Source organism: Nocardioides epinepheli, assembly GCF_037936805.1.
Lineage (GTDB): Bacteria > Actinomycetota > Actinomycetes > Propionibacteriales > Nocardioidaceae > Nocardioides.
On sequence record NZ_JBBMMC010000009.1, the window covers coordinates 195,917 to 221,142 of the forward strand.

Below are 25,226 nucleotides of genomic sequence, written 5' to 3' on the forward strand. Positions count from 1 at the left end.
GCGTCTGCGGTGGACAGGGGTGAGCCTCCTCGGAGGTCGAGCGCCGACGAAACCTCGCAACCCTCCTCGGGAACGCTGGCACGGTCGGTTGCCGGGGTTTCGTCGGCGCTCGCTGCGCTCGTTTGCTCAACCTCCGGCCCCGGGGCAACTCCCCGGAGGTTGAGCAAGCCGACGAGTGAGGAACGAACTCGCCTGACGATCGAGTGCCGACGAAACCTCGCAACCGACCTCGGGAACGCTGGCAGCGACGTCCGCTCGGTAGGGTCGGGCGGGTGAGTGAGCGAGCGGTGACGCGGTGGGCACGACGGGTCCTGCCTCGGCGGCTCGGGCGTCGCAGGAGCCAGCCCCAGAAGCCGGCGGACGGCGCCGCCTACCGTGGCGACTTCGCCGGCCAGGTGCAGATCACCTACGCGCCGAACCCGAACGGCGTCGCCGACCCGGGCGAGATCGTGTGGGCGTGGGTCCCGTTCGAGGAGGACAACTCGCGCGGCAAGGATCGCCCGGTGCTGATCCTGGCCCTGCACGAGGCGGACCTGCTGGGCCTGATGCTCACCAGCAAGGACCACGACGGGCGCCCGGACGCCGAGTCGTGGTTCGACGTCGGCGCCGGGGCGTGGGACCGGCAGGGCCGGCCCAGCGAGGTGCGGCTGGACCGGGTGCTGCGCCTGGCGCCGTCCGCGGTGCGCCGCGAGGGGGCCACGCTCGACAAGGCGCGGTTCGACCTGGTGGTCGCCGCGTTCCGGGCGCAGATCAGTCGCTGAGGTCGACGACGAACAGCGGCATCAACGCCTGCGTGATCGGACCGATGCCGAGGGCGAACAGCACGGTGCCGAGCCCGAGCCCGCCGCCGAGCAGCAGCCCGATGAGCACCACGCTCACCTCGAGGCAGGTGCGCACCAGGCGCAGCGACAGTCCTGTACGCCGGGCGAAGCCGGTCATCAGGCCATCGCGCGGGCCCCGGCCGAACTGCGCGCCGATGTACATCGCCGTGGCGATGCCGCACACCACGACGCCACCGGCCATCAGCGCCACGCGCGCCGGCGTCGGCCCGGGCACCTCCAGGACGGCGAGGGTGGCGTCGGCCGAGACGCCGACGACGACTGCGTTGGCCACCGTGCCGAGGCCGGGCTTCTCGCGAAGCGGGATCCAGAGCAGGAGCACCACGAAGCTCATCACCACGACCGCCTGTCCCAGGGTCAGCGGGACATGGCGGATCAGACCGGAGTGGAGCACGTCCCACGGTGCGAGACCGAGGTCGCCGCGCACCATCATGGCCAGCGAGACGCCGTAGAGGATCAGCCCCGCGAAGAGCTGGGTCAGGCGTCGCGGCAGTCGGCCGGCGCGCAGCTGCGCGATCGGGCCGAGGTCGACGAGGGCGGTCGGGGCCATGGCTCCATGGTGCGCGCGGATTGGCATTGGAATCGATAGCCAATCGTGGAAAAGTGGCCTGCATGGCCCAGTCCATGCCGCAGTCCATCTCCGGATGCCGAGTCGCCGCGCTCCTCGGCCGCTTCGATCGTTCCCCCGCCTACGCCGGACTCGCCGACGGCCTGACCGAGCTGATCGGCGACGGCCGGATCGGGCTGGGGGTCCGGCTGCCCAGCGAGCGCGAGCTCACCGACGCCCTCGCCGTCTCGCGGACCACCGTGACCCGCGCGTACGCCGTCCTGCGCGACAGCGGGTACGCCGAGGCCCGCCGCGGCGCCGGCACCTTCACCCGCGTGCCCGGCGGCCGGTCGCGCGTCCACGACCGCGCGCTGCTCCCCAGCCCCGAGGACGGCGACGCCATCGACCTCAACTGCGCCGCGGCATCCGCACCGCCCGGCATCGCCGCCGCCTACGCCGAGGCGGCCGCCGAGCTGCCCGCCTACCTCGCCGGGCACGGCTACTTCCCCGCCGGCCTGCCGGAGCTGCAGGCGGCCATCGCGGCGACCTACGAGGCGCGCGGCCTGCCGACCGAGCCGCGCCAGATCATGGTCACCCCGGGCGCGCTCACCGCGGCGTCCATCGTCGCCCAGGCCTACCTAGGTCGCGGCGAACGCGCCGCGGTCGAGTCGCCCGGCTACCCGAACGTGGGCCGCGCGATCCGGCACAGCGGGGCGCGGGTCACCGCGATGCCGGTCGACCCGGACGGCTGGGACCTCGACGCCGTCGGCGCGACCCTGCGCCAGGTCCGCCCGCGACTGGCCTACATGGTGCCCGACTTCCAGAACCCCACGGGCCATCTCATGAGTGAGGCGGACCGGCAGACCTATGCGCGGCACCTGCGCCGCGCCGGCACGTTCGCCGTGGTCGACGAGGCGCACCAGGCACTCGCGCTCGACGGCCAGTCCATGCCGGCGCCGTTCGCCGCCTTCGACGAGCGCACCATCACCCTGGGCAGCGCGAGCAAGTCGCACTGGGGCGGGCTGCGGCTCGGCTGGATCCGGGCTCCCCACCACGACGTCGAGCAGGAGATGGAGCGGCTCACGCAGGCCCGGCTCGGACTCGACCTCGGCGCGCCGGTGATGGAGCAGCTGGTCCTCGCCCGCCTGCTGACCGGCTCGCCCGAGCTGGTCGACCGGCACCGCGACCGGCTGCGGACCCAGCGCGACGCCCTGCTCGCGGCGCTGGCCCGCGAACTGCCGTCGTGGCGTTTCCGGCGACCGACCGGCGGCCTGGCCGTGTGGTGCGAGCTGCCCTCCGGGAGCGGCACGGCGTTCGCGGCCCGCGCCGAGCAACATGGCGTGATCATCGCCCCCGGCCCGGCGTTCGCCGTCGAGGGTGGTCTCGACCGCTTCGTGAGGATCCCGTGGACCCGCCCGGTCGCGGAGCTGGACGACGCCGTCGGACGGCTCGCCGCCGCCTGGTCCGGCTTCGCCGCGGCCACCGGAGGACACGGCTCTCCCGGACGAGTGCTCGTGGCCTGACGCCCTAGTTCAGCCGCAGCTTCTTCTTGCCGGGAAGCACCCGGATCGTGCGCTGCACGGTGGTGGTGTTGCCGCGGGTGTCGGTGACCTTCAGCACCACGCGGGCCCGGCCCGGCTTGCGGAGGACGACCTTCGCGTGGGCGCCGGTGCGGACCTGCTTGCGGATCTTCCACCGATAGCCGCTCACGCCCGACCAGACGTCGACCGCAGCGGCCCGGAGGTGGAGGGGCTTGCCGGCCCGCACCCGCTTCGGCACGCGTAGCGAGGTGACCCGCGGCCCGGAGGCGTCGTAGGGCAGCACCCGCTCGGGGGTGCGGTCGCCGGGCAGATACGCCACGACGCCGTTGCCGTCGTTGTCGACGCCGACCTGGCCCAGGGTCCAGATGATGGTGCCGCGCAGGGTCTGGGCCGGGCCGAGGCTCGCGTCGCCCTTCAGCGCCTGGGCTCGCAGACCATAGGGATCATCGACCTGTCGCCACGCGATCAGGCCCCCGCGAGGGCCTCCGGCGATGCCGATGTCGGCCGACTCCTGGGTCTCCAGCAGGCGCGGCGCCGTCCACGCCCCGGTCGGGCCCTGCACCGCCATCGAGACCGGCCCGATGCCATAGGCGCCCGAGAGCAACGCGACGACCCGGGTGCCCACGGCCGCGGCACCGACGACGGTGCGCTCGGCGTAGCCGATGGCCGGCCGAGCGGTGGCGCTCTGCCACGAGGCGCGCGCCGCGACCCGGCGGGCGGTGACGGCGCTGAGCCCCGCGGGATACCGGGTGGTGCTGCTGAGGAGGGTGGTGACGCCGTCGCTGCCGCGCGCCAGGCGCAGGTCGCTGAAGAGGTCGCCGTCGGCGACGAAGCAGGCGCCGCCGCCGTGGGCGGAGCGGTCGCCGGTGCCGCTACGGGACTCCAGACGACGCGGCTTGACGCTCGCGCCGATCCGCAGGTCGGCCACCATCAGGTCGCCCTGGTAGTGGCACGGCACGTCGACGTCTCCGGCGAAGTACTGCTCGTTGACGTAGGCGAGGCGGCCGACGCCGTCGGCGGTGACGGTGAGCTGGTGCATGACGTCGCGCTGACCGCCGACCGGCGCGGGCAGGGTGAGGGTCTGCGGCGCCTGGCCCGGCGCGAACACCTGGACCATGGTGCGGGGCGTGCCGGTCGCGCTGACTCCGGCGACCCACAGCCGGCCCTGGTCGTCGAGGACGACGCCGCCCACGGCGGGCCGCACGCTGGTCGAGCGTGGAGCCAGCCACGCGGACGTGCCACTGGGGCGGATCGCGACCCGGTAGCCGCGTCCGGCACCGCCGTGCCAGACCGCGGCGAGCGAGCCCGTGGAGCCGCCGACGACCTGGAGCCCCCAGGGGTCGATGCCCGGCGCGGCGTGCTCGATGGTCGTCGTCGCGCCCCAGGGTCCACCCGGGCGTCGGACGAGGACCTGGAGTCCGCCGGAGTCGCCAGGCACGTCGCGGCCGATCACCACGGTCCCGTCGCCGGCCATGGCGGCCACGGGGGTGCCGGACGACGGCGCCCCTCCGAAGGTCTCCATCGGCGCCGGGAAGCCCGGTTGCGCCTGTGCCGGCAGCGCCCCGAGCGCGCCCGACGTCACGGCCAGGCACCCGGCCAGGAAGGCGACGAGCGCCGGTGCGATACGGGTCCTGAGCGCGGCGCGACGGGGTCGATTCAGCCCCCGTGGCCCACTGGCCCCTTGAATATCTGCGCTGGTGCGCATGCGTGTAGAACTCCCCCCGACCGACATCCGCCCGAAGGCTCGGTCGCGCGACAATGTATTCGGACGACCCGCTGAGTAACAATCGAGTCCACAGGTCTAGACCACCAGGCGAGACCCGTGCCGCCGCCAGGGCGCGGCACAGCGGGCTGCGAGCCGCCTCGGGCCGGTTCAGACCAGGTCGATCGAGCGAGCCGTGCGCACCGACATCGCGGTCTCGATCTCGGCCAGCACCGCGCCGTCGATCGCACTGTCGACCGACAGCGCGACCAGCGCCTCACCGCCCTTGGCATCGCGCGAGACCTGCATCCCGGCGATGTTGACGCCGGCCTCACCGAGGATCCGTCCGACCGTGCCGACCATGCCGGGCCGATCGTGGTAGGAGAAGAACGCCAGGTGGTCGGTGGGCTCGAGATCGATGTCGTAGCCGTTGACCTCGACCAGTCGCTCGCGCTGGCTGATGCCGACCAGGGTGCCGCTCACCGAGACCTGCGATCCGTCGGCGAGGGTGCCGCGCAGGGTGATCAGGTTGCGATGGTCGGGGCTCTCGGTGTTCGCCACGAGCCGGACCTCGGTACCTCGCTCGGCCGCGAGCAGGGGCGCGTTGACGTAGGAAACCGAGTCCTCGACGACGTCGGTGAAGACTCCCTTGAGCGCGGCCAGCTCAAGGACCTTGACGTCGCTCTCGGCGATCTCGCCGCGCACCTCGACGTCGATCTGCTGGGCGACCTCGCCCGCGACGCCGGTGAAGATCCGCCCCAGCTTCTCGGTGAGCGGGATCCCGGGGCGGACCTCCTCGGCGATCAGGCCGCCCTGGACGTTGACGGCGTCGGGCACCAGCTCCCCCGAGAGCGCCAGCCGCACCGACCGCGCCACCGACAGGCCGGCCTTCTCCTGCGCCTCGTCGGTGGAGGCGCCCAGGTGCGGGGTCGCGACGACGTTCTCGAGGTCGAAGAGGGGGCTGTCGGTGCACGGCTCGCTGGCGAAGACGTCGAGACCGGCGCCCGCGATCCGCCCCTCGGCCAGGGCGTCGTACAACGCCTGCTCGTCGACGATGCCGCCCCGCGCCGCGTTGACCAGCACGAGCCCGGGACGCGCCGCGGCGAGCTGAGCGGCTCCGATCAGGCCGGTGGTCTCGGGGGTCTTGGGCAGGTGCACCGACATGAAGTCCGACTCGGCGACCAGGGTGTCGAGGTCGACCAGGCGGACGCCGACCTGCGCTGCGCGGCCGGCCTGCACGTAGGGGTCGTAGGCGATCACGTTCATCCCGAACGCCGCGAGCCGCTGCGCGACCAGGACGCCGATGCGGCCGAGGCCGACGATGCCGACGGTCTTCTCGTACAGCTCCACGCCGGTGTAGCGCGACCGCTTCCACTCCCCCTCGCGCAGGGCGGCGTGCGCGGGAGAGATGTGCCGGGCGGCGGCGAGCAGTAGGCCGACCGCGAGCTCGGCGGCCGAGACGATGTTCGACGTCGGGGCGTTGACCACCATCACCCCGGCCATCGTCGCGGCGCGCACGTCGACGTTGTCGAGCCCGACGCCGGCCCGCGCCACCACCCGCAGTCGGCGCGCGGCGTCGAGGACCTCGGTGTCGACGCGGGTGGCCGAGCGGATCAGCAGGGCGTCGGCGTCGGGCACGGCCGCGAGCAGGGCCGCTCGGTCGGCGCCGTCGCAGTGCCGGATGTCGAAGTCGGAGCCCAGCTCGGCGAGCGTCGCCGGGCTCAGCTCCTCGGCGATGAGCACGACAGGGACGCGATCGGCGGCGTGGATCACAGCGGTCCTCGGGGTGGCAGAGCTGGGAGCAAGGTGGCGGCGCACGACGCTGTGCCGGCCTCACGCTACCCGAACCTCGCGGGCCAGACCCCTCGGACCATATTGGGTGGTCCATCGGATCGCCGGTGTCGTAGCCTCGTGCTCGTCACATCCCCGGCGAGAGGCGCTGCCTTGGAGATCTGAGACCAACGTCCACGTTGCTCTCTCCCCCGAAGGGGTTCTCCATGCCTGCCCACAGCTCTGTCCCCGCCACGGCGAGCACTGCTCGCACGTCGGTCATCACCCTCGCCGGAGTCGATCTCTCCTGGCCCGACGGCACGCCCGTGCTCAGCGGCCTGGACCTGTTGGTGCCACCGGGCCGCTCCGCGCTCGTCGGCGCCAACGGCGCCGGGAAGTCGACCATCCTGCGGCTGGTCGCCGGCCAGATCGCCCCGACCGGCGGCCAGGTGGCCGTCTCCGGGCGCCTCGGCTACCTCCCCCAGGACCTCACCCTCGATGCCCACCGGGCCGTCCCCGACTTCCTCGGCATCGAGGAGACCCGGCGTGCCCTGCGTGCGATCGAGGCCGGCTCGGTCGACCCGGCCGACTACGACGCGGTCGGAGACGACTGGGACATCGAGGAGCGCACCATCGCGACCCTGGGGCGTCTCGGGCTGCCCCTCGACGCGCTCGATCGGCGCCTCGGGGAGCTCTCCGGGGGCGAGGTGGTCCAGCTCGGACTCGCCCGGCTCCTGCTCGCCCGGCCCGACGTCCTGGTCCTCGACGAGCCGACCAACAACCTCGACGCCGCCGCGCGCGACCGACTCCTCGACGTCGTCTCGACCTGGACCGGGTCGCTGCTCGTGGTCAGCCACGACCGCGAGCTCCTCGAGCACGTCGACCGGATCGGTGAGCTGCGCGACGGCTCCGTGCGCTGGTACGGCGGCGGCTACAGCGCCTACGCCGAGCAGGTCGCGGCCGAGCAGGAGGCGGCCGAGCAGGCCGTGGCGACGGCTCGCTCCGACGTCAGGCGCCAGCGCAACGACCGCGCGGAGGCCGAGCGGCTGCTGGCCCAGCGCAAGCGCCAGGGCGCGCGCAACGCCGTCCGCTCCAACATGGGCAAGGGCGCCCAGCACTACTGGCAGAACCGCTCGGAGAAGAACGCCGCCCGCTACCGCAAGCTGCACGACGAGCGCCTCGGCGCGGCCCGCGAGCGACTCGAGCAGGCCGAGTCGCGGCTGCGCGAGGACCGCGAGATCCGCGTCGACCTGCCGGACACCGCGGTGCCGCGGGGCCGGGTCGTGCTGCGCCTGCACGACCTGGTGCTGCGCAACGGGGTGGCGGTCGCGGGCACCGGCCAGCTCGGGCTCGACCTCAGCGGCCCGGACCGGATCGCGCTGGTCGGCGGCAACGGCGCCGGGAAGTCGACGCTCCTCCACACGGTGACCGGCCGCGTCGCGCCGGCGTCGGGGCGGGTCGAGGTGGGTGTGCCGGTGGGCCTGCTCCCCCAGCGCCTGGACCTGCTCGACGACGAGCTCACCGTCTTCGAGAACGTCGCCGCGGCCGCCCCCGGGGTCGACCCGAACACGGTGCGCGCCGCCCTGGCCCGCTTCCTGTTCCGCGGCGAGCGTGCCGACCGTCCGGCCGGCACGCTGTCGGGCGGCGAGCGCTTCCGCGCCAGCCTGGCCGCCGTGCTGCTGGCAGCGCCGGCGCCGCAGCTGCTGCTCCTGGACGAGCCGACCAACAACCTCGACTTCGCCTCCTACGACGCGCTGGTCTCCGCCCTGTCGGCCTACCGGGGCGCGCTGATCGTCGTGAGCCACGACCAGGGCTTCCTCGAGGACCTCGGGATCGACCGGGTGGTCGAGCTCGGTGGCGAAGACTGACTACCCGCCGGCGTGCGAGGCTGGAGCATGATCGACGACGCGGACCTGACCTACCTCCGACGCTGCGCCGACCTGGCCGAGCAGGCGCTCGAAGGCGGCAACGGGCCGTTCGGCTCCCTGGTCGTGCTCGACGGCGAGGTGCGCTTCGAGGACCACAACCGCGAGACCGAGACCGGCGACGCCACCCGGCACCCGGAGTTCGAGATCGCCCGGTGGGCGGCCGGAGCGCTGACCCCCGAGGAGCGGGACCGCGCCGTCGTCTACACCTCCGGGGAGCACTGCGCGATGTGCTCGGCGGCGCACGCTTGGGTGGGGCTGGGCCGGATCGTCTACGCCGTCTCGAGCGCGCAGCTGGACCGGTGGCGCGCCGAGTGGGGCCTGGATGCCGCCCCGGTGACCACGCTCGCCATCGGGCAGGTGGCCCCCGGGGTCGCCGTCGACGGCCCCGCACCCGCCCTGGAGGACCGGATGCGCGAGCTGCACCGGCGCTCGAGCCGCTCCTGAGGTGTGCGGCCCGTCCGGCTTGTTACTGACCGTTGTTACTACTGACCTGCGCTTACAAGAGCAGGCCAGAGGTAACAACGGTGGGTAACAAGCGACCGCCGCCGGCTACTCGAACAGCGCCTGACCGACGTACTCGCCCTCGCCGATGCCGGGTGGGACGGCGAACAGGGCGGAGCCGGTGGTCTTGAGGTACTCCATCAGCGCGTCGGTCTTCGCCATGGTGTTCTGGATGGGGATGAAGTGGGTGTCGGGGTCGCGGACGAAGGCGATGAAGAACAGTCCGGCGTTCAGGCCGCCGAGCGCGTCGCTGCCGTCGACGAAGTTGTAGCCGCGGCGCAGCATGCGGGCGCCGTCGTGGAAGTCGGGGTGGACCACGCGCACGTGGGAGTCGACCGGCATCGTCGGCGAGGTGCCGGTGATCGCGTCGAAGTCGATGTCGGCGAACTCGTCGCCGCCCGACAGCGGGCCGCCCTCGCCCTTGGTGCGGCCGATGAACTGCTCCTGGTCCACCAGGGGCTGGCGGTCCCAGGTCTCGATGCGCATGTTGATCCGGCGCGCGCAGAGGTAGGAGCCGCCGACGAGCCAGGCGGCGGCCGGGTCGTCGTCGGCGCCGACCCACAGGTGCTCGTCGAGGGCAGCGGTCTCCTCGGCCTTGAGGTTGGCGGTGCCGTCCTTGAACCCGAACAGGTTGCGCGGCGTCTCCTGGGAGGTGCTGGTCGAGGAGGTGCGGCCGAAGCCGAGCTGCGACCACCGCACCGAGGCGCGGCCGAAGGCGATCCGGGCCAGGTTGCGCACCGCGTGGACGGCGACCTGCGGGTCGTCGGCACACGCCTGGACGCACAGGTCGCCGTCGGACTTGGCCGGGTCGAGGGCATCGGCTGGGAAGTGGGGCAGCCGGCGCAGGGCTTTGGGACGTCGGTCGGCGAGGTCGAAGCGGTCGAAGAGGGAGGGGCCGAAGCCGAAGGTGATCGTGAGACCCGACGGCGGCAGCCCGATCGCCTCGCCGGTGTCGTCGGGTGGGAGCAGCGGGTCCCCCTCGACGGGGCCGACCTCGCCCGCGGCCTCGCCGCGGGTCAGCCGGTCGGCCGCGGCGGTCCAGTCCTGGAGGAGGCCGATGAGCTCCTCGCGGTCGTCGGTGGTGACGTCGAAGGCCGCGAAGTGCAGCCGGTCCTGCGCGGGTGTGACGATGCCGGCCTGGTGCTCACCACGGAAGGCGTAGGAACGGGCGGCGGTCGACCCGGAGTCACCCTCGTCGGCGCTGGCGCGGCCGACGGCGAAGGCGCCGGCCACCCCGGCGGCGGCCACTCCGCCGCCGAGGAGTCCGCGCCTGGAGATCCGGGGCGTGCTCATCTGATGATCATGGCCGATCGGTCACACCACGGCCGCGGTGAGTCGGCCGAGCGGCTCGGAGAGGGCGTTCACGGCGTCGGAGAGCTCCTTGATGTCGGCCTCGCTGACGTCGGTGTAGGTCTTGAACCCCTCGCCCTCGCGCTGGGCGTCGAGCAGCTTCTGGAGCTCCCCGAAGCGGGTGGTCAGCTCGGTGGCAAGCTCGGGGTCGTTCTTCTCCACGATCGGCTTGAGGCCGTCGAAGGCGACTCGGGCGCCGTCGACGTTGGCCTGGAAGTCCCACAGGTCCGTGTGCGACCACGCCTCCTCCTCGCCGGTCACCTTGCCCTTGGCGACCTCCTCGAGTAGGCCGCGGGAACCGTTGGCGATGCCGTCGACGGTGTAGTCGAGGTCCTGGATCCGGGTGTCGAGCTCCTCGGTATTGGCCAGCAGGTCGTCGGCGTACTTGTCGCGCTCGGCCTTGGTCAGCGGCTGGTAGTCGGCGCCGGCCTCGGCGGGCCAGAGGTCCTTCTCGAGCTTGTGCCAGCCGGTCCACTCCTGGTTCGGCTCGAGGTCGGCCTCGCGCAGGTCCATCTTCGGGTCCAGGTCGCCGAAGGACTCGGCCACCGTCTCGATCCGCTCCCAGTGGGTGCGGGCGACCGGGTACAGCGCGCGGGCGGCGTCGTCGTCGCCGGCCTTGTAGAGGTCGACGAACCGCTTGGTCTTCTCCAACAGCTGGGAGGACTGGTCGCGCACGTAGAGCTTGTAGTTGGCCAGGGCCTGGTCGACGAGCTCCTGGTCGGAGGCGCTGAGCTGCTTCTCGCCCTCCTCCGACTCGGTCACGGTGAACTCCGAGCGGATCCCCTCCCCCTTCATGCCCGGTCGGCACGACGCGAAGTAGGCGCCGGCCGGAGCGTTGACGGTGAGCCGGTTGCTGCTGCCCGCACCGATGTTCTCGATCTCACCGACGACCCGGAGACCGTCCTCGCCGAGCAGGTAGAACTCGGTGACGTCGCTGCCCTTGTTGCTCACATCGAAGGTGAGGGTGCCGGCCGGCGCCTCGTCGCCGGAGATCGTGCAGGCGTCGTCGGTGGACTCGACGGTGAACGCCCGGCCGCCCTCGGCCTGCTTGGTGCTCTCGGTGCCGCACGCGACCAGAGCCGGCCCCGCGAGCAGGAGTCCGGCGGTCAGGAGGATTCGGGTCTTCACGAGGTGGCTTCTTTCTGTGGCGATCCGGCAGGAGCGGGTGCGGGCTGTTGCGGACGGCGTCGGCCGCGGGCCCGGAGGAGGAAGATGGTCATCACCGGGACGACGTAGAGGATCCAGGCGAGCCCCTCCAAGACGGTGGGAGTCGGCGTGAAGTTGAACATGCCGGCCAGCAGGGTGCCGTACCACGACCCGGCGTCGTACCACCCGGAGATGTCGAACAGGTGGTTGCCATAGCCGGGCAGCACGTCGATCTCCTGGAAGTCGTGGATGCCGTAGGCGAGCACCCCGCCGGCGACCAGGACCAGCAGTGCGCCGGTCCAGGTGAAGAACTTGCTGAGGTTGATCGTCAGCGCGCCGCGATAGATCAGGTAGCCGATCACCACCGCCGTGGCGATGCCGAGCAGGGCTCCGATCAGCGGCGTCGACGTCGTCTGGAAGCCCTCGGCCTTGTCGCGCCCGGTGGCGTCGCGGGTGTTGGCCCAGAGGATCGCGGCGGTCTCCATGCCCTCGCGGCCCACGGCCAAGAACGCGATGATCGTGACGCCTAGCCAGCTGTCGGCCGCCGCGTCGAGCTTGCCGCGCAGCTCGCCGGCGATGCTCTTGGCCGCCCCGGCCATCCAGAACACCATCCAGGTGACGAAGACGACCGCGATGATCGACATCGTGCCGCCCAGGAGTTCCTTGGAGCGGAAGTCGAGGGCCCGCGACTGGAAGCCGAGATAGAGCGTGAAGCCCACGCTCAGGGCCACCGCGATCCCGACGCCGAGCCAGATCCACTTCAGCTGCGAGCGGCGCTCGGACTTGACCAGGTAGGCCACCAGGATGCTGACGACCAGCGCGGCCTCCAGGCCCTCGCGCAGACCGATCAGGAAGTTACTGAGCACGAACAACGAGAGTACGCCTCAACACTTAGGTTTGCCTAACCAGGGTTGAGATCGGGTCGGGGAGACCGTTCCCGACCCTGAGACCGGCTCAGGGTCGGGAACCAGGGTTGGGTCCGGCGTCGTCCCCGATGTGGAGAGGGTGGCTCAGCGACCAGAGTTCTCGACATGATCACAGTCGAGAACCTCACCCGCACCTACGGCGGCTTCCGCGCCGTCGACGACGTCTCGTTCACCGCGCAGCCGGGCCGCGTGACCGGCTTCCTGGGGCCCAATGGAGCCGGCAAGTCGACCACGATGCGGATCCTGGTCGGCCTGACCCCCGCGACGTCTGGCACCGCGACCATCGCCGGACGGCGCTTCGCGGAGCTGCCGAACCCGGCGCGCGAGGTCGGCGTCCTGCTCGACGCCTCGGCCCAGCACGCGGGCCGCACCGGGCGCGAGATCCTCACCATCGCCCAGCGCACGCTCGGCCTGCCCGCCTCCCGCGTGGACGAGATGATCGAGCTGGTCAGCCTCACGCCCGAGGAGTCGCGGCGCCGGGTGCGCAACTACTCCCTCGGCATGCGCCAGCGGCTCGGCATCGCCGTCGCCCTGATCGGCGACCCCGGCGCCCTGATCCTCGACGAGCCCGCCAACGGCCTCGACCCCGCAGGCATCCGCTGGATGCGCGACCTGCTGCGCGGCTACGCCGACCGCGGCGGCACCGTGCTGCTCTCCTCGCACCTGCTCCACGAGATCGAGGTGATCGCCGACGACCTGGTGGTGATCGGCAACGGCCGCATCGTCGCCGACGGCACCAAGGCCGAGCTGCTGGCCGGGGCCGGCACCTTGGTGCGCTCCCGCGACGTCGAGGGCCTGGCTCGTGCCCTCACCGAGTCCGCGATCACCGCCACCCCCACCAGCGGCGGCCTGCGCGCCGACGCCGACGCCGAGCTCGTCGGCAAGGTCGCCCACGCGGCCGGGATCGCGCTCATGGAGCTGCGGCCCGCCGACGGCGCCGGGCTGGAGGAGATGTTCCTCGAGCTCACCGCCAGCAACCAGCGCGAAGCCCTCACCCAGACCCCGAACGGCCAGTCCTCGAGCGGCCAGTCCTCGAACGGAGCAGCAGCATGAGCACCATCGCCCCCACCGCCCACCCCGCCCAGGCGACCGTTCCCGGCAAGCCGATGCCCGGCATCCCGTTCTCGCGGGTGGTCGGCGTCGAGCTCCGCAAGATGTTCGACACCCGCTCGGGGATGTGGCTGATGTACAGCATCGGCATCCTCGCCCTGCTCGCCACCGTCTCGGTCATCTTGTTCGCGCCCGACTCCTCGCTCGACTACGAGTCGTTCGCCTCGGCCATCGGCTTCCCGATGGTCGTGATCCTGCCGATCGTCGCGATCCTCTCGGTGACCGGCGAGTGGAGCCAGCGCACCGGCCTGTCGACGTTCACCTTCATCCCCCACCGCGGCAAGGTGATCGGCGCCAAGGCCGTCGCCGCCCTCCTGGTGGGCGTGGTCTCGATGATCGTCGCGATGGCCGTCGGCGCCGTCGGCAACGTGGTGGGCTCCACCATCGCCGGCGTCGACACCACCTGGAACGTCTCGGTGATGGAGCTGGTGCTCATCACCCTGGCCAACGTCCTCGGCATGGCCGTCGGCTTCATGCTCGCCGTCCTGTTCCGCAACACCCCGACGGCGATCGTCCTCTACTTCGTCTACAACTTCGTGCTGACGACCGCCGCCAGCATCCTGGCGGTCAGCCAGCAGTGGTTCGAGGACATCCGCGGCTGGGTCGACTTCAACTACGCCCAGTCGGCGCTCTTCGAGGGTGGCCCGACCTCCGAGCAGTGGGCGCAGATCGGCGTCTCCGGCCTGTTCTGGCTGGTCATCCCGCTGACCATCGGACTGTTCACCGTGCTCCGGTCCGAGGTCAAGTAGCCCCTCGCGAATCACGGCAGGGCCCGGCGTCGTCATGACGCCGGGCCCTACTGCGTGTGTGATCAGGCCGAGGCTCGGTCTGCGCAGCTCGCACTGCGGGACCGCTGCCGCCGACTGGGCGGCCTATCCCTGAACTTGGCGGCCGATATTTCGCCCGCCAAGTTCATATTTCCCCGGTCGACCGGGGAAATCCCGGCGACGAGCTCAACCTCAGGCGGGGATGACCTCGATCGCGGAGATCTTGGCCTGGTCGACGACCGAGGTGAGATCGAGGTCGACCTTGCCGTCGGTGACGGTGACCGGGTACGACTTCACCGTCGCGGTGGCGGCGCCGACCTCGGCGAAGATGTCGTAGTCGTTGAGCCGCAGGGTGCCCTCGAGGGAGACGTCGAAGACCCGCTTGCCGACGCCGCCGGTGCCGCCGCCCGGTGCGCCGAAGTAGATCTCGGCGAAGTGCAGGCGGACGGTGTAGGCGCCGTTGGGCACCGGGATGTCGAAGCTCTCCGCGCCGGTCGAGGTGGAGTACTCGGTCTGGTAGAGGACGTCGTCGGTGGTGCCGGCGATCGCGACCGCGTTGGTGTAGCTCTTGCCGCCGGTGCCGTACTGCTGGGCGCCCCACGCCACACCGCCGGTGGTGACCGCCGGGCCGCCGGCGTTGATCCGGATGGTGCCCTGGGGCGGCGGCGGCACGGTGGCCGTGGCGGTCGCGGACGCCGGCGAGCGGTTGCCCGAGGTGTCGACCGCGACCACGCGGTAGGTGACCGTGCCGCTGGGCGCCGTGGCGTCGGTGAGCCGGGGCTCGGCGAGCGGGGTGGTGTTGAGCGGCGTCCAGGTCGTCGAGCCCGGCACCTGACGCTCCACGACGTAGCCGCCGAGGTCGGCCAGGCTGACCGGGTTCCAGGTCAGCCCGACCGTGCGCCCGGACAGCGTCGTGGTCAGGCCGGTGGGCGCCGCGTCGGGGGCGGTCGTGTCGGCCGAGGCGACCGGGGCGATGTTGGTGATCAGGTAGATGTTGTCCTGGTAGTCGCAGTTGGCGCTGCCCGCGCCGCAGCCGTTGGCCACGAAGTCCTGGCCGACCAGGTAGGCGCCGGGCACGATCTTGCCCTGGAACTCCACCGGCCACATCCGGATCCCGAGCGGGCCGGTCGAGGTGGTGCTGTAGCCGGCGATCGTGATCGGGAAGCTGTCGGTGCGGGTGCTGGTGCCCTCGCGGAAGGGGGCCGACGCGGGAGCGTTGCCGCTCTGGGCGGCGCGGGGGAAGAACGACTGGCCCCACGCGCCGTCGTGAGCACCGGTCACCGGGCTGGCGATGCTGTCGCCGGTCTCACCGCAGCAGCCGTGCAGCGCGGTGAGCTGGCGGGCGGTGATCGGCTGGGAGGGATCCAGGCGCTTCCACAGGTTCGAGCGGACCTCGTTGCCCTGGAGGGGGCCGGTGCGGTCGTCCTCGAGCGGCTCGCCGATCGCCATGGTGTAGCCGAACGTGCGCGCCACCTGGGTCAGGTCGGGCTCGGTGCCGTTCTCGGGCAGCGGCTGCCAGAAGCCGCGCAGCTGGACCGGGATCGAGGGCAGGTTCTCGGCGTTCGACTTGATGGTCATCGTGGCGCCGTAGATGCCGCGGCTTCCTGTGCCGCTGAAGAGCACCTTGAGGTCGTAACTGCCTCCCGCCGGGATCGTCAGCGGCAGCGTGGTGCCGGGGGTGGAGAAGTTGCTCGTGCTCGCCCGGACGCCGGTGGCCGGGTTCAGCGGCGCCGACAGGTCGAGACTGCTGATCACCAGGGCATCGGTCGGGTCGGGGTTGGTCAGCCGCAGCGTGGCGGTGTCGTGGGTGACGGCGATCGCGTGGCCCGCGTTGGTGCCGAGCGAGTTGAGCCGGTGCATCACCAGGAAGTCGTCGTACATGCCCGGCACCGGCTGTCCGCCCACCCGCTGGGCGTCGCGGTTCTCGATGCCGATCCGCGCCAGCACCCCCGAGACGACCGAGAAGGTGGCGGACGTGGTCGTGTCGTTGCCGGCTCCGTCGGTGGCGGTGACCCGCACCGTGTGCTGCCCGGGCGTGGTGACGACGAGGCGATCGCCGGCCGGGCGCGGCACCGCGGCACCGTCGAGGGTCCAGTCGACGAACTCGATGTTGGAGCCGCCGCGGTCGGCGATCGTCGCGGCCACCGTCGCCTGGGAGATGTAGGCGCCGCTGGGGTCGGTGGCGCCGGTGGTCGCGAGCTCGACCGTCGGCGGGATGAGGTCGCCCTGGCCGGCGAGGGCCTCGATCTCGACGTAGTCGATCTTGGTGTTGGTGCCGGTGGGGGCGATCGTGAGCCGGCCGTCGGTGACCTCCACCAGGCGGGTGCCCGTCGTGTGGTGTCCGGCCGAGCCGGCCGCACCGCTGGGCACGAACGGCGCATCGAGCAGCGTGACGCCCTCGACCGAGAGCTGGTGGGACTCGGGGTCGGTGTTGGCGGCGGGGTCGCCGACGGCGGCGGTGACCCGGTAGGTGCCATTGCCGACCGCGATCTCCCACGTGCCCGTGTTGCAGTTGTTGGCGGTGCAGTTGGGCTGGCTCTGCTGCTGGTACTGCATGTGCATGAACGTGTCGAGTCGCTGGTCGGACTGCAGGTTGCGCTCACGACCGGACGTGGTGCGCGCCTCGGGCGCGGAGGTCGCGGCGTTGATCCAGCCGTAGCTCAGTCCCGAGCCCTGGTCGGCGCCGGTGCGCGTGCCGTAGGCCTGGCCGAAGTCCTTGAGGTAGCCGGCCGGCACGGCCGCCGCCTCGCTCTGGAAGTTGACCTTGATCGCGTCGTCGGCGGTACCGCCGCCGGTCGCGGGGACCACGTTGCGGACGACGAACACGACGTCGTTGTAGTCCCAGCCCGAGGTGTGCTCCTCGGTGGCGACGACGTAGGCGTTCGGGACGGTGCGGCCGCCCTCACGCAGCGGGTAGACCCGCACGTGGTTGCCGATCGCGCCGGCGAAGGTGTTGAGCGAGTCCTGGCTGTAGACCATCCGGTTGGCGAAGAAGGGCCAGCGCGAGACGAATCCGAACGTGGCCGAGCCGGGGTCGAACTGCCGTGCTCCGGTGGTGACCGGCGTGATCGTCTGCCCGTTGGAGGCAGGCGAGTTGGACGCCGAGAACAGCGCGTTCGCCGTGGCCGGAGTCGCCTGGTCGTACCAGGAGACCTGGGTGACGGGGTTGGAGTCGGTGGGCCCGAAGACGGCGATCGGCTCCACCGTCACCGGGCCGTCGGCGGCCCGCTTGAACAGTTCCACGTCGAGGGAGTCGCCGAGCAGCGGGTCGACCCGCGTGGTGGTGTTGGAGTGGATGTCGGGCGTCGCGTCGTTGTCGTCGCCGGTGTCGATGTCGAGCTGCCGGGTGTCGAAGATGTACTGCAGCGACGGCTCGTTGGAGCCCCCGACGCCGTCGGTGCCCAGGCCGCGCAGGGCGACTCCGGGGACGCTGCCGCTCGCGAGGGCGATGTTGAGCGTGGCCGCGGCCACTCCCTCCGTGTTGGGGTCGAAGGCCACCTGCACGGTGAGCTTCTCCCCCGGCGCGAGCGTCTTCGGGAGGGTGGCGTCCAGGGTGCGCGAGTAGGCCGCGGCACCGGTGCCGCTGATCGTCACCCCGGTGACGGTGGCCGCCGTGGTGCCGTCGTTGGTGACGGTGACGGTGCCCAGCGCCCCGGACCCTGCACTGGTGACGCGGTTCCCGAGCAGGCGCTCGGTGCTGAGCGAGACCGCCGAGCCCTGCTGGCCTCCCGGCACCCGCAGCAGGTAGAGCTTGGGCGCTCCGCCGGTCTGGTCGTAGGAGTTGACGTAGAGGTTGCCGGGGTTCACCTCGAGGTCCTCGACGATGTCGAGCGGGTCGTCGAAGCCGGTCAGGCCGCCGATGGTCGTGCCCTCCTGGGCGCCGAGGATCTGGCCGTTCGCGTCCTGCTGGAGGGTGAGGACGTCGTCGAAGTTGGAGTAGCGCACCACCATCAGCCGGCCCTTGAGCTTGCCGCCGAAGGTGTTGGAGCGATACTGGATGACGCCGTTCGGCGACTTGTTGAACTCGAAGTCGTAGGCCCAGCCGCGGTAGTTGCGGTCCGGGGCCACATTGGCGGCGTACTTCGAGCCGCCCGAGCCGGCGCCCTCGGGAAGACCGCCGTTGTTGAGCACCCACTCGCACCGGCTGGGGTTCGGGTGGCCGTAGTAGCCGCCCTGCTCGACGTCGAAGAGGAAGTCGCGCTGGGTGTTGTGGTTGGTCACCGCCGGCACCGACGGCGCCGTGTACGGCGTGCCGTCGATCCGGCGGGTGGCGCACACGTTCGTCACGTTCTCGCCCGGCACCTGGCCGGTGCGGGTCAAGGTGCCACCGGCGGCGGTGACGCCGGGGCTGTTGCCGCCGCTGGCGGTGCCGTTGGTGGGCGCGTAGAGGTGGCCGTTCTCGGTGTAGACGAGGTCATAGGCGTTGCGGATGCCGGTGGCGTAGATCTTGAGCGGAGCGCCCGCGGCGAACGGGTCGTAGGACCCGCCCTTGTCGACGGTGCGGACGTCGATCGGCCCGCTGGCCTGGACCCGCTGCCAGGTGGTCACCGGGTCGAAGGTGAGCATCGCCGCGGACAGCAGCGTCTCGCCCCGGTTGCCCCACGCGCCGTCCGGATCACCGGCGGCCTGGTTGGAGCCCTGGAGGAAGTAGAGGTTTCCGCCGGGGCCGTAGGCGATCGAGTTGGACAGGTGGTCCTTCTGCGAGCGCGGCAGGTTGACGAACACGTCGATGAGGGTGGGATTCACCGCGCTCGCCGAGAAGTCGACGCGGGTGAGCTTGGATCCGAACGCCTGGGACTCGTTGCCGATGTTGGCGGTGGCGTTGGTGACCCAGGCGATGTTCGGGTCGGTCTTGTCGAACACCAGGCCGATCGCGGCCCGTCCCTGGAAGGCGTTGATGGCCTGCTCGGCACCGAGGGTGCCGTCGGCGTTGATCGGGTAGCGGAACATGCCCTGCCCGACGGTGGTGGCCCACAAGAAGCCGTTGTGCACCACCAGGGAGGCGAAGTACTTGCCGTTCTTGCCGGTGTCGACCTTCTCGAACGAGACGCCGGTGACCGGCTCGAAGTCGCCGGGCGGGTCGACGACGTCGCCGGTGCCGGTGGTGAAGACCGAGGTGAACGGGACGAAGGTGCGGCCCTGGGCGTCCTTCACGCCGTTGACGACGAAGCGGTAGGTGGTGTTCGGCTTGAGGGCCGAGGTCTGCTGGAAGTTGATGGTGTCGCCGCCGCCGGAGGTGTTGGCGTTGCCGGGGACCACCGGGTCGGGGGCGCCGGGCACGACCTCCTCGAGACGAACGGTGGTGGTGTTGACCGTGGAGGACTCCACCGGCGCCGGGTTGGCGGCGGTGCCGATCAGCCGCAGGTCGCTGGCGACGCCCTGGCCCAGGGGCGCACCGGTGGAGCGGTTGACCGGCCGGGTCTGCACGATGAACGGCGCCGGGAGCGGGTTGGCCGGGTCGGCCGAGCGCACCTCGACGTAGGCGATCTTGGTGTTGGTGCCGCCGGTGGCGTTGATGGTCAGCTCGCCGTCGGTGACGCCGACGCGACCGGTGAGAGTCTCGAACTCCTTGGCGGCGGTGCCCTGGAACTCCTCGATGAGCACCTGGTTCTCGACGTTGATCGCGTGCTTGCTGTCGTACGACGTCGCTCCGGGCTGGTCGCCGACGGCCACGGTGACGTCGTAGACGCCCTCGGGAACGCGCAGCTGCCAGTCGCCGTCCTCGCAGACGTTGGTGGTGCAGTTGGCGTTCGGGACGTCGCTGAACTGCATGTGGAGGACCGAGTCGAGCCGCGGGTCGATGCCGGCCCGGCCGCGCACCCGGCCGTTGCCGACCAGCGACAGGGTCTCCTCGCTGTTCTCCTTGACCCACCCGTAGGCGAGCGTGCCGTCACCCTGGCCGACGCCGGTGCGGGTGCCGAAGGGCTGGCCGAAGTCCTTGAGATAGCCGGGCGCGGCGGTGCCGGTCTCTGCGGTGAAGTCGACCTTGACGTCGACCGGCCCGGCCGGCGGGGTCCCGTCGTCGAGCGCCTCGGCGGCGAAGTCGGCGAACCGCACGTTCACCGCGTCGGTGGCCGCCGCCGAGCGCTTGGTCGCGTAGACGCCGGCGAAGGTGACGGGGGCGGTGTTGCCCGAGGGCAGCGCGGCGCCCGCGAGGAACGCGGCCGGCACCGGGAGCGCGGGGCTCGCCGGGTTGGCGGCGTCGGTGAGCGGCGTGAGCGCACCGGACCCGACGGCGTAGCTCGCCCGGACCACCGGGCTGCCGTTCGCGGCGTCGACGGTGAGCACGAGCCGGACGTCCTGCCCGGCCGGGAACGCCGCCGAGTTCAGCTCGTAGGTGGCGCCGGGCGAGGCCACGCCCGCGACCTCCTTGACCAGCTGGACCTTGCTGGTGGTCGAGGTCAGCCGGACCACGGCGAGCTTGACGAAGTTGTCCTCGTCGAGCCCGAACCACAGGCCGGCCTGCTGGCTCTGGGTGGTGGTGGCAGCACCCGAGCTCGGGAAGGTCGGAGCGACCAGCGTCGTCGCGAGCTCGTAGCCGCCGGTCTGACCGGAGCCGCCGGGCAGGCCCACCCCGAGCGCGTTCAGCTGGGAGTTGCTGCCGGTGCTGGCGGGCGCCTTCTGGTAGGCGATGCCCTTGGTGGCCTGGATGGTGAGCGCTCCCCCGCTGACCGAGGTGAGGCCGGGCTCGAAGCCGGGCACCTCGGGCGTGGTCGGGGTGGTCGGCGCGGGGGCCTGGTCGACGCCCGCGCGGGCCGAGGGCGCCTGCACCATGGTGAACCCGGTGTCGTCGAGGCCGCCCGCACCGCCGTCGAAGGTGAGGTCGACCGGCGCGGCCACCCGGACCGCGGAGCACGCCAGCGTGCTGATCGGGTGGCAGGGTGCACCGGCCGGGGCGACGGTGAGCGCGAAGGTCTGCGTGCCCTGGGCGCGGCCGTCGCTGGCGGTGACGGTGACGGTGTACGGGCTCCCGACGGCGGTGCCCAGCGACGGGGTGCCGCCGATGGTGCCGGCGGCGGCGTCGAAGGAGAGCCCGAGCGGCAGACCGGCCACGCCGATCGTGAGCGGGTCGCCGTCGGCGTCGGTCGCCGAGACCGGAAGCGGCCCGAAGACCGCACCCTCGGTGGCGCTCTGCGCGCCGATCGGGGCGACGACCGGTGCGGTGTTGGGCACCTGGTGCTCGGCGACCGCGAAGTCGGCGAAGGCGACGGTGACCGGGGTGGTCGCGGCCGCGTTGCGCTTGGAGGCGAACAGTCCGGCGAAGCTCTGGTCGTCTCCGGCGCCGACGTCGACGCCGTCGAGGAGGGTCTGCGGGATGCTCAGCGCGTCGTTGTCGACGGTGTTGGCGTTGTCGACCAGCAGCGTCCGGGGACCGGTGCCGACGGTGTAGTAGAGCTGGACGCTGCCGCCGCCGGCCGGGGTGTCGACGACCTGGAGCTCGAGCTTGACGTCGGCGCCGGAGGCGAAGGCCGCGCTGTTGAGCTCGAAGCTCGTGCTCGGGGTGGCGACGCCGCCGATCTCGCGGACCAGCTGCACCTTGTTGGTGGTGGCGGTGACCCGGGAGACCACGGCCTTGACGTAGTTGTCCTCGTCGGTGCCGAACCACAGACCGCCCTGCTGGGCGCCGTCGGTGCCGGCGAAGGTCGGTGCGACGACGGTGGTGGTGAGGTCGTACCCGCTGGTGGAGCCCGAGACTCCGACCCCGAGGCCGTTGAGCAGGGCGTTGGGCGAGGTCGCCGCCGGGTTCTGCCCCGGCGCGCGGTACTGGATGCCCTTGGTGGCCTGGATGCGCAGCTGGCCGCCCACGACGTCGAGGAGGCCGGGCTCGTAGCCGGGCACGTCGGCGTAGGTGGGCTGCGTCGGCGCGGGAGCCTGGTCGATGGCCGGTGCCGTGGTGGTGCGCAGCGACGGCGGGTCGACCATCGTGAAGCCGGTCTGGTCGAGACCGCCGTCGGTGCCGTCGAAGCCGGCGGTGAAGGGCAGGTCGACCGGGATGTCGGCACACGGCAGGGTCGACCACCGCGAGCAGGCCTGGGCCGGCGCCGCCGCGACCTGGAGGGTGAAGGTCGCGGTGTCGGTGCCGCCGTTGCCGTCGGCGACGGTGATGGTGACCTCGAAGCTGCCGTTCACCGTGGGGGTGCCGGTCAGGGTGACGCCGGTGCCGTTGTCGGTGGCGGTGACGCCGGCCGGCAGGCCGGCGGCGGTGAAGGTGAGCGGGTCGGCGTCCTCGTCGGTGGCGGGGACCGTCACGGTCGCCTGGAGCGCCTGGCCCTGGGTCGCCGGGACGACCGCGGGGCTCGCCGCACCGGCCACCGGGGCGTCGTTGACATTGGTGACGGTGAGGACGAACGTGTCGGTGTCCTCGGCGCCGTCCGGGTCGGTGACCGTCACGGTGACGGTGAACGAGCCGGCGACGGTGGGCGTGCCGGTGATCTGACCGTCGGCGAAGGTGAGGCCGGCGGGCAGCCCGGTGACCGCGAAGGTCAGGTCGGTGTCGTCCTCGTCGGAGGCGGCGGGCCTGATCGGCTGGATCGGGGTGTCCTCGGTGACCGTGACGTCGTCGAGGGGCACCAGCACCGGGGCGTCGTTGACGGCGGTGACGGTCAGGACGAACGTCGTCGCCGCCGCGAGCCCGCCCGCGGTCGCGGTGACGGTGATCTCGAACTCGCCGTCGACGGCCGGGGTGCCGGTGATCCGCGACGAGCCGGCGTCGAAGGTGACCCCGGCGGGGAGCCCGGCGACGGTCACGGTGACCGCGTCGCCCTCCGGGTCCACGGCCTGGACCGTGATCGGCGTGAGCGGGGCGTCCTCGGTGGCGGAGACGTCGGCGATCGGCTCGATCACGGGCGCCTCGTCGACGTCGGTGACCTCGATGGTGACGGTCGCGGTGTCCTCGTCGGCGCCGGCCGTGGCGGTGGCGGTGAGCGTGTAGCGCGGGGTGGTCTCGTGGTCGAGCGCGCTCGCGACCCGCACCTGGCCGGTGGCGGCGTCGACGGCGAAGTCGCCGGATCCGGGTCCGCTCAGGCGCCACGAGATGGTGTCGCCGTCGGCGTCGCTGGCGGAGAGGGTCCCGACGACGGCGCCGAGAGCGGCGTTCTCGGCGACCTCGAAGGTGGCGTCCTGGGCGACCGGCGGGTGCTCGACGTCGACGAGGTCGATCGTGAGCGTCGCGGTGGCGGTCTTCTCGCCGTCGGCGACGGTGACCTGGATCTGGAACGGGCCGGCTCCGTCGGTGAGGGCGCCGGGGTCGGTGACCCGCACGGTGCCGTCGGGGGCGACGGAGAACACCGGGCTGGTCCCGGAGAAGGTGAGGTCGTCGCCGTCGTCGTCGGTGGCGACGAGCCGGCCCACGACGGTGCCTGCGGCGGCGCCCTCGCGCACCGACATCGACTGGTCGGCGATGACGGGGGTGTCGTTGACGTCGGTGACGGTGATCGTGAAGGTCTCGGCCGCCGACAGCGCGCCGGCCGTGGCGGTGACGGTCACGGTGTAGGTGCCGGGCACCGTCGGCGTGCCGGTGATCCGGCCGCCCTGGTAGATCAGGCCCGCGGGCAGGCCGGTCACGGCGACCGTGACGGGGCTGCCCTCGGGGTCGATGGCCTTCACGGCGATCGGCTCGACCGCGACGTCCTCGTCGGTCGTGACGTCGGCGATCGGCTCGATCGCCGGCGCCTCGTCGACGTCGGTGACGTCGACGAAGACGGTGGCATTGGCCGAGAGCTGCCCGTCGGAGACCTGCACGATGAGCTCGTAGAGCGACTGCGTCTCGAAGTCGAGCGCACCCTTCGCCGCGAGGCGTCCGTCGGCAAGCGTGAACTTCGAGGCGTCCTTACCGAGGATGGACCAGGTGAGGGTGTCGCCGTCGGGGTCGGTGGCGTTCAGCCGCGGCGTCGCGACCGCGCCGGTGAGACCCTCGGCGATGCTGACCCGCTGATCGGCCGGGAACTGCGGCGCCCGGTTGACGGCGCTCTGGACACTCAGGGTGAGCGTGCGCTCGGGCGAGGAGAGGGCGCCGTCGAAGGCGGTGAACCGAGGGGCGAACACCTTGCCCGCGGCGGAGGCCGGGACGGTGCCGCTGACGACGCCGGTGGCGGCGTCGAGGCTGAGCCAGGCGGGCAGGTCGTCGCCCCGGTAGGTCAGCGGTGCGGGGCCGTCGGAGTCGGAGCCGGCGAGCTGGAACCGGAACTGGTCGCCCACGGACACCGCGTGGGCGCCGGGGGCGGCCAGGGTCGGAGCCTGGTTGCCGATGGCGAGCCTGAAGGTGCGGGTGGCCGTCTTCGCGCCGTCGGAGACCGTGACGGTGACGTTCCAGGCCTGGCCGGTGGCACCGGCGGGGACGGTGCCGGCGATGACGCCGGTGGTCGGCGAGACGGTGAGCCAGGCCGGCGTGCCCGCCGGGGTGAGGGCGTTCGCGGGGGCGAAGGCGTGGGCGAACGAGAGCGCGCGCGGCGCCTTGTCGGGGTCGGCGGCGTTCGGGGCGACGCGGATCGTGCTGCCGGGTGTGGCGGTCGTGGCAGGGATCGCGGCGAGGTTCGGGGCCACGTTGGCCCGGACCTTCACCTTGAACCGCCGGCTGGCGGTGGCGCGCCCGTCGGTGACGGTGGCCCGCACGACGAAGCTGCGGCCCATCGCCGAGACGGGCACCGTGCCGCGGATGACGCCGGTGCGCTTGTTGATCTTCAGCCAGCCGGGCTTGCGCGGGGCCGCATAGCGCAGCGGCTTGGGGCCACCGTCGGGGTCGCGCCCGACGAGCTTGATCCGCACCTTCTGGTTGGCCGACACCGTCTGGTTGGCGACCTTGGCCAACCGCGGCGGCACGTTGGCGGCCGCCTGGGCGGTCGGCACCGCCATCAGTCCTACGACGACCGCGGCCGCCACCAGGATCGGAAAGATGAAAAGCCGTCGCTGCAGCATGCGCCCCCCATGGCGTCGTGGCCGAGCTCACCTTGCTCGGTCCCGCGGAGGCACAGTGGAACACGAGCCGGGGACATTCCCGAGCGGTTCTGGAAAGTCTTTGCCAAGTTCACCCACAGGGCTGGTGGTCTGGTCCACCGGACGACGGCCCCTCCGTCCCGGCAACCGGCGCCGCCAACGTCCCC

General features: G+C 72.1%; 13 protein-coding genes. 6 read left to right on the forward strand and 7 right to left on the reverse strand.

Translation table 11 applies throughout. From position 1 onward, the window contains the following. Nucleotides 1-272: 272 nt before the first annotated feature. Nucleotides 273-761 carry a type II toxin-antitoxin system PemK/MazF family toxin gene (locus WMR31_RS14190; protein ID WP_340539507.1) on the forward strand — a complete coding sequence of 163 codons (489 nt, stop codon included), beginning with the start codon at nucleotides 273-275 and terminating at the stop codon, nucleotides 759-761. Here WMR31_RS14190 and yczE read toward each other — a convergent pair. Beyond that, nucleotides 751-1,389: a membrane protein YczE gene (gene yczE, locus WMR31_RS14195; RefSeq protein ID WP_340539508.1), complete on the reverse strand. Its 639-nt coding sequence runs from the start codon at nucleotides 1,387-1,389 to the stop codon at nucleotides 751-753. The genes WMR31_RS14190 and yczE overlap by 11 nt on opposite strands. 62 nt (nucleotides 1,390-1,451) lie before the next feature. Here yczE and yczR point away from each other — a divergent pair, with 62 nt between their 5' ends. After that, on the forward strand, nucleotides 1,452-2,909 hold the full coding sequence (gene yczR / locus WMR31_RS14200) for a MocR-like transcription factor YczR (RefSeq protein WP_340539509.1): 1,458 nt from the start codon (nucleotides 1,452-1,454) through the stop codon (nucleotides 2,907-2,909). A 4-nt stretch (nucleotides 2,910-2,913) separates the two neighbouring features. On the opposite strand, the gene WMR31_RS14205 is transcribed toward yczR, so the two are convergent. Together WMR31_RS14205 and serA are read right to left on the reverse strand one after the other, a co-directional pair. Beyond that, the gene (locus tag WMR31_RS14205; RefSeq protein WP_340539510.1) at nucleotides 2,914-4,449 is read right to left on the reverse strand and encodes a hypothetical protein; all 1,536 of its coding nucleotides are present in this window, start codon (nucleotides 4,447-4,449) and stop codon (nucleotides 2,914-2,916) included. Nucleotides 4,450-4,800: 351 nt separating this feature from the next. Further along, entirely contained in the window at nucleotides 4,801-6,402 is a 1,602-nt protein-coding gene (serA, locus tag WMR31_RS14210; protein WP_340539511.1) for a phosphoglycerate dehydrogenase, read from the reverse strand. Nucleotides 6,403-6,626: 224 nt separating this feature from the next. Here serA and WMR31_RS14215 point away from each other — a divergent pair, with 224 nt between their 5' ends. Continuing rightward, entirely contained in the window at nucleotides 6,627-8,267 is a 1,641-nt protein-coding gene (locus WMR31_RS14215) for an ABC-F family ATP-binding cassette domain-containing protein (protein WP_340539512.1), read from the forward strand. Nucleotides 8,268-8,294: 27 nt separating this feature from the next. Continuing rightward, complete coding sequence (locus WMR31_RS14220) at nucleotides 8,295-8,771, forward strand: nucleoside deaminase (RefSeq protein ID WP_340539513.1); 477 nt, start codon at nucleotides 8,295-8,297, stop codon at nucleotides 8,769-8,771. A gap of 105 nt (nucleotides 8,772-8,876) precedes the next feature. On the opposite strand, the gene efeB is transcribed toward WMR31_RS14220, so the two are convergent. From efeB to efeU, 3 genes are read right to left on the reverse strand one after another with little or no spacing between them, the layout of a single operon-like run. Beyond that, entirely contained in the window at nucleotides 8,877-10,121 is a 1,245-nt protein-coding gene (gene efeB / locus WMR31_RS14225) for an iron uptake transporter deferrochelatase/peroxidase subunit (protein ID WP_340539514.1), read from the reverse strand. Nucleotides 10,122-10,142: 21 nt separating this feature from the next. Next, nucleotides 10,143-11,306, reverse strand: a complete 1,164-nt coding sequence (gene efeO, locus WMR31_RS14230; protein ID WP_340539515.1) for an iron uptake system protein EfeO — start codon at nucleotides 11,304-11,306, stop codon at nucleotides 10,143-10,145. Continuing rightward, on the reverse strand, nucleotides 11,303-12,190 hold the full coding sequence (efeU, locus tag WMR31_RS14235) for an iron uptake transporter permease EfeU (protein WP_340539516.1): 888 nt from the start codon (nucleotides 12,188-12,190) through the stop codon (nucleotides 11,303-11,305). The genes efeO and efeU overlap by 4 nt, the downstream gene beginning before the upstream one ends. A gap of 165 nt (nucleotides 12,191-12,355) precedes the next feature. Between efeU and WMR31_RS14240 the strand changes: the two genes are divergently transcribed. Together WMR31_RS14240 and WMR31_RS14245 are read left to right on the forward strand one after the other, a co-directional pair. Then, a complete protein-coding gene (locus WMR31_RS14240; RefSeq protein ID WP_340539517.1) occupies nucleotides 12,356-13,303 on the forward strand; it encodes an ABC transporter ATP-binding protein in 948 nt (315 codons plus the stop codon). Further along, nucleotides 13,300-14,109: an ABC transporter permease gene (locus WMR31_RS14245; protein WP_340539518.1), complete on the forward strand. Its 810-nt coding sequence runs from the start codon at nucleotides 13,300-13,302 to the stop codon at nucleotides 14,107-14,109. The genes WMR31_RS14240 and WMR31_RS14245 overlap by 4 nt, the downstream gene beginning before the upstream one ends. A 210-nt stretch (nucleotides 14,110-14,319) precedes the next feature. Here WMR31_RS14245 and WMR31_RS14250 read toward each other — a convergent pair whose 3' ends face one another. After that, on the reverse strand, nucleotides 14,320-25,041 hold the full coding sequence (locus WMR31_RS14250; protein WP_340539519.1) for a putative Ig domain-containing protein: 10,722 nt from the start codon (nucleotides 25,039-25,041) through the stop codon (nucleotides 14,320-14,322). Between the last annotated feature and the right edge of the window lie 185 nt (nucleotides 25,042-25,226).